12 protein-coding genes are annotated in these 12385 nt (G+C 67.0%); 6 read left to right on the top strand and 6 right to left on the bottom strand.

What is annotated here, in order from left to right:
- Positions 1 to 2 precede the first annotated feature (2 nt).
- Positions 3 to 617 carry a TetR/AcrR family transcriptional regulator gene (locus tag ACFVTM_RS06200; RefSeq protein ID WP_390202512.1) on the top strand — a complete coding sequence of 205 codons (615 nt, stop codon included), beginning with the start codon at positions 3 to 5 and terminating at the stop codon, positions 615 to 617.
- A gap of 99 nt (positions 618 to 716) precedes the next feature.
- Here the strand turns inward: ACFVTM_RS06200 and ACFVTM_RS06195 are convergent, their stop codons facing one another.
- A complete protein-coding gene (locus tag ACFVTM_RS06195; RefSeq protein ID WP_390202511.1) occupies positions 717 to 1295 on the bottom strand; it encodes a TetR/AcrR family transcriptional regulator in 579 nt (192 codons plus the stop codon).
- A gap of 86 nt (positions 1296 to 1381) precedes the next feature.
- Between ACFVTM_RS06195 and ACFVTM_RS06190 the strand changes: the two genes are divergently transcribed.
- On the top strand, positions 1382 to 1723 hold the full coding sequence (locus ACFVTM_RS06190; protein ID WP_390202510.1) for a hypothetical protein: 342 nt from the start codon (positions 1382 to 1384) through the stop codon (positions 1721 to 1723).
- A 37-nt stretch (positions 1724 to 1760) separates the two neighbouring features.
- Here ACFVTM_RS06190 and ACFVTM_RS06185 read toward each other — a convergent pair whose 3' ends face one another.
- From ACFVTM_RS06185 to ACFVTM_RS06165, 5 genes are all read right to left on the bottom strand, one after another.
- A complete protein-coding gene (locus tag ACFVTM_RS06185) occupies positions 1761 to 2960 on the bottom strand; it encodes a phospholipase (protein WP_390202509.1) in 1200 nt (399 codons plus the stop codon).
- 307 nt (positions 2961 to 3267) lie between these two features.
- Positions 3268 to 4017: a maleylpyruvate isomerase family mycothiol-dependent enzyme gene (locus tag ACFVTM_RS06180; protein WP_390202508.1), complete on the bottom strand. Its 750-nt coding sequence runs from the start codon at positions 4015 to 4017 to the stop codon at positions 3268 to 3270.
- Positions 4017 to 4841: a fumarylacetoacetate hydrolase family protein gene (locus tag ACFVTM_RS06175; protein WP_390202507.1), complete on the bottom strand. Its 825-nt coding sequence runs from the start codon at positions 4839 to 4841 to the stop codon at positions 4017 to 4019. The genes ACFVTM_RS06180 and ACFVTM_RS06175 overlap by 1 nt, the downstream gene beginning before the upstream one ends.
- Positions 4841 to 5983 (bottom strand): cupin domain-containing protein, encoded by a 1143-nt coding sequence (locus tag ACFVTM_RS06170; RefSeq protein ID WP_390202506.1) that lies wholly within the window; start codon positions 5981 to 5983, stop codon positions 4841 to 4843. Before ACFVTM_RS06170 ends, ACFVTM_RS06175 begins: the two co-directional genes overlap by 1 nt.
- Before the next feature lie 235 nt (positions 5984 to 6218).
- Positions 6219 to 7040, bottom strand: coding sequence for an IclR family transcriptional regulator (locus ACFVTM_RS06165; RefSeq protein WP_390202504.1), 822 nt, complete (start codon positions 7038 to 7040; stop codon positions 6219 to 6221).
- A 48-nt stretch (positions 7041 to 7088) separates the two neighbouring features.
- Between ACFVTM_RS06165 and ACFVTM_RS06160 the strand changes: the two genes are divergently transcribed.
- From ACFVTM_RS06160 to ACFVTM_RS06145, 4 genes are all read left to right on the top strand, one after another.
- The gene (locus ACFVTM_RS06160) at positions 7089 to 8450 is read left to right on the top strand and encodes an MFS transporter (RefSeq protein ID WP_390202503.1); all 1362 of its coding nucleotides are present in this window, start codon (positions 7089 to 7091) and stop codon (positions 8448 to 8450) included.
- Positions 8443 to 9714, top strand: coding sequence for an FAD-dependent oxidoreductase (locus ACFVTM_RS06155; protein WP_390202502.1), 1272 nt, complete (start codon positions 8443 to 8445; stop codon positions 9712 to 9714). Before ACFVTM_RS06160 ends, ACFVTM_RS06155 begins: the two co-directional genes overlap by 8 nt.
- A gap of 166 nt (positions 9715 to 9880) precedes the next feature.
- The gene (locus ACFVTM_RS06150) at positions 9881 to 10903 is read left to right on the top strand and encodes a LacI family DNA-binding transcriptional regulator (protein WP_390202501.1); all 1023 of its coding nucleotides are present in this window, start codon (positions 9881 to 9883) and stop codon (positions 10901 to 10903) included.
- 177 nt (positions 10904 to 11080) lie between these two features.
- Positions 11081 to 12376, top strand: a complete 1296-nt coding sequence (locus ACFVTM_RS06145) for an extracellular solute-binding protein (RefSeq protein ID WP_390202499.1) — start codon at positions 11081 to 11083, stop codon at positions 12374 to 12376.
- Positions 12377 to 12385: the final 9 nt, after the last annotated feature.

Raw genomic sequence — 12385 nt, 5'->3', positions numbered from 1 at the left:
CTATGTCGTCGTTGCGAGAAGCCCAGAAGAAACTCACCCGCGACATGATTGTCGAGCGCGCGCTTGAGCTCTTTACGGAGAAGGGTTACGCCCCGACCACCATCGACGAGATCGCCGCGGCGGCCGGCACCACCCGGGCGACCTTCTACGCGTACTATCCCTCCCGTGCTGATCTGATGAGGGACTTCATGGCGCGTGTCAACGCGGTGCTGGACCGTGCCGATGCCCCGGGGAGCGGCTCCACCGCGGCCGACCTCGTTGACGTGGTGCGCGCCGGCGAGCTGCCGGGCATCCTGGCCTGGCTGGAGTCACGGGCGGCGCTCTGGCCGGTTTTCCGTCCCTACCTCGACGTGCTCGACGAGGCGGCCGCCGTCGACCGTGAGGTGCGCGCCATGGTCGAGGGATGGCATGAGGAGGTCATTTCCGACCTGGTCCGCGGGATGAAGCTGGCGGGGCGCTTCCCGGAGGAGACGCGCCACATCCGCGGAACCCTCGCCTTCACCTCGCTTGACTACGTGGCCACGCTCTGGACGCGCCGTAAGTTTGAACCAAACCGGGAACACGCCCTCGAGGTGCTCGCCGACAACTGGTACCACCTGCTGTGCGCTGAAGGCTGAGCCGGCCGTCACGTAGCCGGTCCGGTCCCACTAGGCAGTCGCCCCGTCCGGGCGGGCTCAGCCAAAGAAGAGTCCCTTAGGCGGGGGGCGTTTCTTTGTCTACTGCACCTCAGCAGCGTCACGGGCGAGCAGCTCACTGGTCCGCAGGATGGACGCGCGCCTGCGTTCCTCGTCCGCTGTTCCGGTGATCACGAGGTGGACGTTCGGGCTCGATGCCCAGGCGTGGCAGAGTGTGACGATTGTGAGCAGCAGGTCTTCCGCTGCCCGCTCGCTCACCGTGGGGAGCGCACGCCGGATCTCGGCCACTTTCTGCGCTGAGCGGAGGGCTCGGGTTTCGGCGCCGACCGGGTGGCCCAGTTCAAGCCCCTCCCAAAACGTGAGCCGCGCGAGACCCTGGGAGCTCCTGGAGAAATCAAAGTACCGTCCCGCGAAGTTGGCGATCGCAGCAGGTCCTGAGCCGACGACCGGAAGGTCGTCCAGGGCGGAGGCGAGTTGCCGGGTGAGGGCCGCTTCGAAGAGTTGGGCCTTGCCGCCGAAGTAGAAGTAGATCCGTTCGCGATTGCAGCCCGAACTTTTCGAAATCTGGTGGATGCGTGCACCGGAGAAGCCTCGCTCTGAAAACTCGGCAATGGCGGCCTCGAGGATCTTCTCCCGCGTCGCGTTTGTGTCCCAGGCCATGGCCCCATCCTATCTCCAACCGTTCGTTTGCTTTTGTGCGTCGCCGCTCAGTAGCATCAATCTCCAACCAGACGTTTGGAGATTGAGTGGAACACGAAGGCAAAGCGCTTGCCGCCGATGAAACGGACGCACATCATCATCGAGCCGTCGGCGTCGCGTCCGTCCATGTCAGGGCCGCCATGACGTGGCTGGCGATCTTTCCGCTGGCCGCCATCGGTATGAGCGTGCTGGCAGCACTGGCGCCGGGGTGGCCTCCGGTCCTTCGCGCCTTCGTGCTCACCCTTGTCGTGGTTCCCACTGCCGTGTACTTCGCGGTGCCCCGGCTTTTCTTGATCCAGGCGCGGCTAAGCCGGGCCGCGGCGCGCGCTCGGGCGCGCAGCAACACGAAACGGAACATGCGGGGTCACGAACAAGGCCGGGGCGCGTGATCATCCGGGCCGGGATGACGGCCGGGGCGCTTGAGCGTCAGAACCTTTCGGCGCTGACCCCGGTGGCGTAGGCGTGGCTGGTGGCCACCACGGCCGCGACCACGTCCAGTTCGCTTTCGTCACGCGGCCCGTAGACCATGACCATGCCCCGGGCCAGCCGGATGCCGGCCAGCGGGTGTGCCGCCGCCCAGCCCTTGGCGACTGCGTCCGCGACCAGTTCTGGCGGCAGGGCCAGGTGGAGCGAGCCGTCGTAGGGCGGGTGCTGGTGTGCAAACTCCCCAACTGAGGGCACCAGGAACGCATCGACGGGAGCCTCGGGCCCGGGCTGCACCTTGAGGCCGCGCGCACCCGGGACAGAGATCGCCGACTGTGAGGTTGCGACGCCGGCGAGCGAGCGGATGCGGGAGAACAATCTCTCCTGCAGGTCCAAAGGCGCATTGTCATTGAGCTGTTCCTGCGGGATGGTCCACGATACCGCGGGACGCTGGCCGGCCCGGACGGGCAGGCGGCCGCCGGGCAGCGCCGGCCAGTGAGCACTGTCAGCAGCGCGGTCGTTTGCCCCTGGACGGGCAAGGAAGGACAAGCGCTCGTGGATCCAGCCCGCGAGTTCACCGAGCGTCTGAGCGCTGATGTGGTGCCCCCCGGGGTCGCGGCGCGCATAGGCAGGGGCTGCAGAATCCGTGAGCAGGTACTGCCACGTGCGCTCCAGCAGCTCTGACGGAATAATCCTGTCCTGGTCGCCCTGGGCCACGAAGACCGGAAGGCCGGACAATCGGGCCGGGGTGACGGGGACGCCGGCGTCGAAGGGCAAAGTGCCGTACAGAATGGCCGCTCCATCAAAACGCCGCGGATCTGCAAGTATGAGCCCGCCAGCAAATGCTGCGCCCCCGCTGAAGCCGACGAGCACCACGGGCCGTCCGTCAGGGGCAACGGTGTCGAGCCAAGTTCGGAACCAAGACATGGTGGCGGCCAGCGACCCGGCAACCGGGCGGCCGATGCCACGGTTGGCAAACCACGCGTAGCCGCCGCCCTCGGCAATCGGGGCCCGCACTGCGGCGTAGGCGGCACTCGGCGGCAGCTGGTCAGCCAAGCCAATGATGTCGCGCTCACTTGAGCCGCGGCCATGCAGGAGCACCACCAGCGGCGCCGACGGATCGGTTGATCCGGAGGTCGCCACCACAGGTGAGGCGCTGAGGAAAGGGTCGCCCACGACTAAGGGCGTCTGGGGGATGGGCATGAAAGCTCCTGGTTGAAGTAAACACCGGACGGTTTATTGAAGCTTCAACTATCATGAAGTGTTGCGTATTCCCCGTCAACTATTTCGGGTACCGCGGAGGCTGCTGCCGAAAGGTGCGGCGGGGGCACCGGACGGGATCGGCTGCGTCCTAGGTGGTGACGACGAGCGGGCCATAGTCTTGTGGGCCACAGTCCGGGTCGTCTCGGGTTCGTTGGCTTGGAACTCCACCGGATATTTGACACACAAGCGGCGCGACCATGCCGGGAATGGGCTAGGTCGCGCCGCCTGCGGAATCGGGGCTGAGGGCCTAGATCCACTTCGGCGCGGCCGGAACCGTGCCGTTGGCGGTCGGGCCACTCGCACGCACGCCACTGGTGCCGCGGCCGGCGGCCCACTCGACGACGGCGGGCAGGAGCCCGGTGATGACCGTTGGGTCAGCGGCAGTGGTGTCGCCGCACACCAGATCTGAGCCTGCCACCTTAACCACCAGGCCCGCGTCGGTGCCGCGGGCCTTCCAGGCGCCGGTGATGTCCGCCAGGAGCCGCTCCAGCACCGGGACCGGGACGTCGGCGAAGGTGGCGCCATTATCGAGGTCGACGGCGTGCATCCAGACTTCGCGGCTGCGCATCCAGACCGTTTCGGTGGCGGGCACTTCCCGGCCCTGGATGGTGCGGACCGTGTTATGCCAGGCGTGCCCGGGCAGGTCCCGCCACTCGACGCTTAAATGCACCGCGGAGTGGTCGAAGAGGTTCCGCAGCGCGATCGGGCTCAGCGTGGCGCCGAAATCGATCTCATGGTTGCGGACCTCGGCCGAGGCATACATCGGGGTTTCCACCCCGGTCGCCGCCCACTCGACCAGCCGCGCGATGGCCCGCGCGTTGTAGCCGATGTGGGCCGTGATATGGCGCCGGGTCCAGCCCGGCAGCAGCGATTCGCCGTCGAGCTCAGCATCGGAGAGCTCGTTGAGCTTGCGGGCGAAGAACGCCGTGCCCCGGCGCGCCTGCAGCAGTGCCTGCAGGAGCTCCGGGTCCGTCGTCTGGTCCTGGCGGGCAACCATCAGGCTTCCTTGACCACGCGGTTCTTCAGCTGGCCCAATCCCTCGATGGTGGTGACCAGGACCTGGCCCTCCTGCAGGTAGCGCTTGGGATCCTGGGCGTGGCCCACTCCGCCCGGGGTGCCGGTGGCGATCACGTCACCGGGGTTCAGCGTGATGATCGTGGAGATGTAGGAGACCAGATACTCGGGGGTGAAGACGACGTCGTTGGTGGGCGTCTGCTGCTGGACGTCGCCGTCGACCGCGGAGGTCATGAGTCCGCCGCTGAACTCGTCCTTGGTGACCAGGGCCGGGCCGAACGGGGTGGACTTCTCCCAGGTCTTGCCCTGCAGCCACTGGACGGTACGGAACTGGTAGTCGCGCATGGACACATCGTTCAGCACGGCGTACCCGGCGATGTGGCCCGCGGCGTCAGCCTCGCTGATCCGGCGGCCCTTCTTGCCGATGACGACGGCGAGCTCGGCCTCCCAGTCCACGGCGTCGGATTCCTGCGGCAGGGCCAGGTCATCGTTGGGGCCGATCAGGGACTCCTGGTATTTCGCGAAGAGGGTGGGGAACTCGGGGACTTCCCGGCCCATTTCCTTGATGTGGTTGCGGTAGTTGTGGCCCACGCAGATGATCTTGCCGGGGGAGGGGACGACGGCGTCGAGGTCCGCGCCTTCGGCCGGGTGGGTGGCGCCGTTGGCGGCCTTCGCTGTGGCCTCCCAGTCGGCGGTGCGGAGCAGCTGGCCGACGTCGGCGAAGCCGTCGATTTCGGTCAGGGTGTCGCCGTCCTGGCGGACGGCCTTGGTCGTGCCGTTTCCGATGCGGAGAGTGAGGAGTCTCATTACTTGTTGCGTCCTTCGATGTAGGTGCGGTTGAAGTTCAGCCGTTCGAAAATGGGGGCATCGCTGAAGCGGAACAGGTCAAACGAGGCTTGGGAATCAGCGTCCGACTGCAGGGACCATTCCTGCCAGGACGGGACCACGAAGAGGTCGCCCTTGGCCAGGTTCCTCGTGTCGCCGTTGAGGACCACGGAGCCGGAGCCTTCGAAGACCTGCCAGACGCTGGAGCCGACCTCACGGACGGCCTGGGTGGAGGCGCCGGCGCGGAGGCGGTGGAATTCAGCCCGGATGGTCGGCATGACATCACCGCCCGTGGTGGGGTTGGTGAAGCGGACGGCGGCGTGGCCCTGGGACACGGTGGCCGGGTGACCCTCGTCCTCGAGCAGCAGCTGCTCGGCCAGGGCCCGGTCGGTGTGTTCCCACCGGTAGGCCGCGATGGGGGAGCTGGTGGTGTCGTCCAGTCCTGAGAGCGGGCGCAGGCCCGGGTGCGCCCAGAGCCGCTCGGAGCGCGAGATGTCCGGGGTGGCCTCGTCCGTGACGCGCTCGGTGCCGAACTCGAAGAACCCGGCGTCGGCGTAGTGCACGAACGGGATGTCCAGGCCGTCGATCCAGGCCATCGGCTGATCGGTGTCGTTGTGGTGGCCGTGGAAGTTCCAGCCCGGAGTCAGCAGGAAATCCCCGCGCGACATCCGCACCGGGTCCCCGTTGACCACCGTCCAGACACCTTCGCCCTCGACGACGAAGCGGAAGGCGTTCTGGGAGTGCCGGTGCTCCGGGGCGGTCTCGCGGGCGCCGAGGTACTGGATGGCCGCCCACAGCGTGGGGGTGGCATACGGCGTCCCGGCCAGGCCCGGGTTGGCGAGGGCTATGGCGCGGCGTTCGCCGCCGCGGCCGACCGGAACCAGATCCCCGGCACGAGCGGCCAGCGGGTACAGGTCGCTCCACCGCCAGACGTGCGGCACCGCCTTGGGGGCAGGGACCATCGGCATGAGGTCCGCGATCTCGGTCCAGAGGGGGATCAGGTTCTCCCGGTCAAAATCCCGGTACAGCTCCTCCAGCTGGGCAGCCTCTTCAGGTGTCGGCTCCGGAGCAGTGTGCCCCGCGGCCACTGATTCATGAGTCGTGTTCTCCGCGCTGATGGACACGTGGGCCTCCTCGATAGGTCAGAACAGTTCTTTGGCGTAGTTCGACACTAAAGATTCACCCGTGTGATCCCCAGCATATTCTGGCCTGCAGAATTATCGAACTGTTCCTGCCCCCAACTGACTGGCAGCAGGGGACGTGATGCGCCCTCAAAACGGCCCCTGCCGCCAGTCAGTTGGGTTGGCGCGGGGCGAGCCATCTGCGTGCCTGAACCGACGGTCTGAACTGCTGTGGCGCTCAGTCCCCTTCGGCCGGGTTGGCCGCAATATCGATCTCCAGCTGCCGGCAGGTTTCCCGCAGGGCCGGGACGAGTCCGGCGTCGAACACCCTGCGGAAGCGGGTCGCTGGAGTGGCGACGCTGAGCGCGCCAACGACGCTTCCGTGCCGGTTGTGCAGGGCCATTCCCAGGGCGCTTACGCCCTCTTCAGTGCCTTCGAAGTTGGCCGCGAAACCATTGCCGCGGATGGACTCAAGCTCGCGCAGGAACGCCGGAAATTCATCATCCGGGATGGTGTCACCGCCAATCTCCGCGTTGTGGCTGCGGAACAGCTGCTCGATCATCGGCGGGTCCAGTTCGGCCAGCATGGCCTTCCCGCCGGAGGTCTTATTTGCGGGCATCACCGTCCCCTGCCGGTCACCCACCCGCAACACATTGCTGCCCTCCACGGTGGCCAGGAACCGCACCTTCGTCCCCACCCGAACCATCAGGTTCACGGTCTCGTTCAGCCGGGCAGACAGGAGCTCCATATGGGGATGGGCGATGGAGCGGAGCAGCCGGGTCCAGCTCAGCCCGGCCGGCCCCACGCCCATTGCCGGACCGGGCACATAGCGGCGCGTTTCGTCCTGGACGGCGAAGCCGCGGTAGACCAGCATCGCCAGGAGCCGGTGGGCGGTCGAAGGGGCGACGCCCAGCTCGGCCGCGGCGTCCTTGAGCCGCAAGGCGCCGCCGTCGCGCAGGAGCTGGAGCAGCTGCAGCGCGTTGTCCACCGCCTCGATGGAATACGTCGGCCGCTTCTGGACGGGTTTGCGGGCGGACCTGGCCGACGGATTATTCTGCACATCAGAATTGTATTGTGGTTCACCTGCGAAGGCCATGACAGTAGTGGCATGAATCACACACCCTCCGTTGCGGTGCCGCACCGGTCCTCGCCGGGGGATCCCACCCCCACTACCGCCGATGGGCCCACGGCACGGTTCTCCAAAAGCTCGGCCGCCGCCGTCCTGGTCTGCTGGCTCCTCGTGGTCTTCGATGGCTACGACCTGATTGTCTACGGCACCGTCCAGTCCTCCCTAATCTCCGAGACCGGCTGGGGGCTGACCAAGGCCACCGCCGGAACCATCGGCTCCATGGCCTTCGTCGGCATGATGATCGGGGCGATCTTCGCCGGCCGGATGGCCGACTCCTGGGGACGCCGCCGCACCATCCTCGGTTGTGCCATCGTCTTCTCGATTTTCACCATCCTTTGCGCCTTCGCCCCCAGCGCGGCCGTCTTCGGCGGACTGCGGCTCCTGGCCGGCATCGGGCTCGGGGGCCTGGTGCCCTCGGCCAATGCCTTGGTGGCCGAACTGGTCCCCACCAAATGGCGGTCTACGATCGCCACCTTGATGATGTCCGGCGTCCCGATCGGCGGATCCATCGCGGCCCTTGTCGGCATCCAGCTGATCCCCATCTTCGGCTGGGAATCCATGTTCCTCGTGGCCGTGCTGGCCCTGCTGATCGTGGTGCCGCTCGGACTGAAGTACCTCCCGGAGACGCTGGCCCCGGTCAGCGCCCCAAGCAAGGCAACAGGCAAGGCATCTGGCAACGCATCAGGCAAGGCGGCGCGACAGACCAACGAGCCGTCCGGCTTCGGCTCCCTGCTCCGCGCCCCCTACCTGGGGGTCAGCCTGCTGTTCGCCCTGGCGACAATCGCCACGCTGTTCGCCTGGTACGGGCTGGGAACCTGGCTGCCGAACCTCATGCAGCTGGCCGGTTACAACCTGGGATCGGCGCTGACCTTCGCCCTGGCCCTGAACCTGGGGGCGGTGGCCGGCTCGGTCATTACGGCCTGGGCCGGAACCCGGTTCGGTCCGGTTCCGACGGCCATCGCCGCGGCCGCGGTCGCCGCCGGCGCGCTCGTGGTGCTGGTCGCGGGACCTCCCGTCACCGTCGTCTACCTCATGCTGGTCCTCGCCGGCGTCGGCACGCACGGCACGCAGTGCCTCATCATCGCCGCCGTTGCGAGCCACTATCCCGGACACCTGCGCGGGACGGCGCTCGGCTGGGCGCTGGGGACCGGCCGCATCGGCGCCGTCGCCGCACCCCAGGTCGGCGGTCTCCTGCTGGCCGCAGGTCTGGGCGTCAATTCCAATTTCCTGGCCTTCGCCGGTGCGGCCGCCATCGCCGCGGTCCTGCTGGCCGCCGTCGGCCTCAAACTCAAGTCAAAATCCTCAACCTCCACCTCACCAACAGGAGCAAGCAATGTCTGAGCACGCCCCGTCCACCAGTTTCCTGTCCACCGATGTCCTCGTCATCGGAGGGGGAATGGCCGGACTGGCCGGAGCCCTCGCGCTGCGTGAAAACGGCGCCGAGGTCACCCTCGTGGAGCGGGCGCCCGAATTCGGCGAGGTCGGCGCAGGCCTGCAGATGGCCCCCAACGCCTCCCGCGTCCTGAAGCGCTGGGGACTGCTGGAAAAGGCCCTGGAAATCGGCGTCCAGCCCAGACACCTCGTCTTCCGCGACGCCGTTACCGGGGAGGAGCTCACCCGCCAGACGCTCGGCGGGGAATTCGAGGAACGCTACGGTGCGCCCTACGTCGTGATCCACCGCAGCGACCTGCACCGGGTCCTGCTCGAAGGCTGTGAGGCGGCGGGCGTCACGCTGGTCAACGACGTCATGGTCGAAAGTGTTGAAACCGTCAACGGCCGCGGCGTGGCCCACACGGCGGCCGGCGTGGACTACTCGGCCGATGTCGTGATCGGCGCCGACGGGCTCAAGTCCACCCTGCGCCCTCTCGTTGCCAGCGACCAGCCGGTCTCCTCGGCCTACGTGGCCTACCGCGGCACCGTGCCGATCACCGAAAACACGCCCACGACCGACCTCGAGGACGTCATCGTCTACCTCGGCCCGGACTGCCACCTGGTGCAGTACCCGCTGCGCAAAGGCGAACTGCTGAACACCGTGGCCGTCTTCAAGTCCGCCTCCTTTGAGCGCGGCGAGGAACAGTACGGGGGAGTGGACGAGCTTGAGGCCGCGTACAAGGACTGCGTCCCGGCCGTCCGGGAGGCGCTGAAGAACCTGGGCACCGGTATGCGCTGGCCCATGTACGACCGCGACCCGATCGAAAACTGGGTCGCCGGCCGCATGGTGCTGATGGGCGACGCCGCTCATCCCATGCTGCAGTACCTCGCCCAAGGCGCCTGCCAGGCCCTCGAGGACGCAGCGGTGCTGCAGGACGCCAGCACGGGCACCGTCTTCACCGCCGACGGCGTCAACCCGGAAGGCTGGGACCAGGCCATCAAGGAGTTCAACAGCCTCCGCGCCGGCCGCACCGCACGGGTCCAGCGCACCGCCCGCGTCTGGGGCGAATCATGGCACGTCTCCGGGCTGGCCCGCACGCTGCGCAACCTGCTGTTCAAGAGCCGGGAGGACAACGACTTCCAGTACAACGACTGGCTGTATGGCCAGGACGGCGACGGCGTGCCGGCCGCCCGTGCGGCTCAGTCACGCCTGGCGGAGCGCATTCCTGCCTGACCGGACGGCCAGCGCACTGAGAACCCCCTCGCCAGAGGGGGTTCTTGCGTTAAGCCTGCAATCCCGCCGATTCCAGGGCCTCCTTGGCACTGCCCTTGACAGTGCCAAAACGGTTTGGGTACTGTGATCCACACAACGTACCAAAACGTTTTGCAAAGGAAAGTCAATGGTGACGAAAGTCGGAATTAGGGACGTGGCGAAAGCTGCCGGGGTCTCCGTGACCACGGTGTCCCACGCCCTCAACCCCGCCGGCGGCACCCGGGTCAAAACGGAAACCCGCGATCACGTCCGGGCCGTTGCCAAGAACCTTGGCTACGCGCCCAACCGGCTCGCCAGCGGACTGCGCAACCATCGTTCGCAGATCCTCGGCCTCGTCAGCGACGAAATCACCACCACGCCGTTCGCCGGGGCCATGATCAGGGGTGCCCAGGATGCCGCCTACGAGCGCGGTTACGTGGTCATGGTGGTCAACTCGGGCCGCGACCCCGAACTGGAAAACCGCGAAATCCGGACGCTGCAGCAGCACCAGGTTGATGGGATCGTCTACGCGAGGATGTACCACCAGGGCGTCAGCCTTCCGGAAGGACTGGGCACGCTGCCCACGGTCCTCCTCGACGCCGTTGCCGCAGACCAGTCCATTTCCTCCGTGGTCCCGGACGAGGTGGCCGCGGCGGAAACGGCAGTGGAGGCACTCGTCCAGGCCGGCCATACCAGGATCGGGATGTTGAACAACGTTGACGACATCCCGGCAACGCACGGACGGCTGCAGGGCTACCGAAACGCGCTGGCCCGCCACGGCCTCCAGTTCAACCCGGAGTTGGTGACCTCTGGCGTGGCTGATACTCCCGGCGGGCGGGAAGCTGCGCTTCAGGTGCTGCAGCGTCCGGACCGGCCGACTGCGCTGTTCTGTTTCAGCGACCGCGTGGCCATGGGCGCCTACCAGGGCGCTGCCACGCTGGGGCTCCGCATTCCCGAGGACCTGTCCGTTATCGGCACGGACAACCTGGAGCTGATCGCCGCCGCACTCTTGCCGGGACTCACCACTGTGGCGCTGCCGCACTACGAGATGGGGCGTTGGGCGGTCACCCGGCTCCTCGACGACATCGAAGGCTCCGAGGCGGCCGCCGTGCAGGAGATGTTTTCCTGCCCGCTCATTGAGCGAGGGTCCGTCGGCCCGCCGCCGGACTGAACCCCGGACTGAACCCGCCGGCACAACAGCCGCGGCCAACTAAACAGCACCCAAACGCTTCCCCGCACAGACCCATCCCGTGCCCTGCAAAAAAGGGGGCGCAGCCGTTGCACCGGCCGCGCCCCCAAGGACCCGGGCTAATCATCCGCGCATAAAAATAAGCAGAAAGACTCACTCATGAACAAGCGATTCACCCGTATCCTGGCCACCAGCATAACGGCGGCCGCCCTCGTCGGCAGCCTCGGCGCGTGCGGCAAGGGCAGTGCCTCGGCCGCGTCCGAGGGCACCAAGGAAATCACCATGTGGACCCACAACGCCGGCAACCCGGAAGAGCTGGCCTCGATCCAGGGCATCGTCGACTCCTACAACAAGAGCAGCGGCGCCAAGGCCAAGATCAAGGTGCAGGCCTTTCCGCAGGAGTCCTACAACGACTCCGTGGTCTCTGCGGCCGCTGCCGGCAAACTTCCCTGCATCGTCGATATCGACGGCCCCAACGTCCCCAACTGGGCATGGGCCAAGTACCTGACCCCGCTCAAGCTCTCCACCGACCTTTCCGCCAACCTGCCCAGCACCGTGGCCAAGTGGGAGGGCCAAACCTACGCCGTCGGCTATTACGACGTTGCACTGGCCATGCTTGCACGCGCTTCGGACCTTAAGGCGGCCGGGGTACGCGTTGCAACAATCGAGAAGCCGTGGACCAAAGAGGAGTTCCAGGACGCGCTGACCAAGCTCAAGGCCCTGGGCAAGTGGGAATACCCCCTGGACATGGGGACCGCCGGCAGCGGCGAATGGCTGCCCTACGGCTACTCGCCGTTCCTGCAGTCCTTCGGCGCCGACCTCATCAACCGCGACGGGTTCCAGAGCGCGGACGGTGTCCTCAACGGTGACAAGGCCGTGGAATGGGCCAAGTGGTTCAGGGGACTGGCCGACCAGGGCTTCATGGCCACCAAGAGCGGCAAGGACTCCACCCAGGACTTCCTGAACAACAAGAGCGGCGTGCTGTACACCGGCTCCTGGGCCGCGGACAAAGCCCGCGCCGCACTCGGCGACGACTTGGTGGTCATGCCCACTGTGGACCTCGGCAACGGTCCCAAGATCGGCGGCGCCTCCTGGCAGTGGGGCGTCACCCAGGGCTGCGCCAACACCGACGCCGCCATGGACTATCTCTCCTACTCACTGAAGCCGGAGAACCTGGCCGCAGTTGCCAAGGCCACGGGCACCATCCCGGCCACGGATGAGGCCGCAGCCTTGGTCCCGTCGTTCGCAAAGGGCGGCACCAACCGGATTTTCATGGACTTCTCCCGCCAGTACGCAGTGATGCGTCCGGAGACGCCGGCGTACCCGTTCATTGCCACCGAATACGGCAAGGCCGTCCAGGACGTCCTGGCAGGCGCCGACCCCCAGGCTGCCCTGGACAAGGCCGTCAAGGCCATCGACGCCAACATCAAGTCCAACGGCGGCTACAAGAACTAGCAGCCCTCC

This window comes from Arthrobacter sp. NPDC058130 (genome assembly GCF_042884475.1).
Lineage (GTDB): Bacteria > Actinomycetota > Actinomycetes > Actinomycetales > Micrococcaceae > Arthrobacter.
This window is presented reverse-complemented; position numbering and strand designations above follow the sequence as displayed.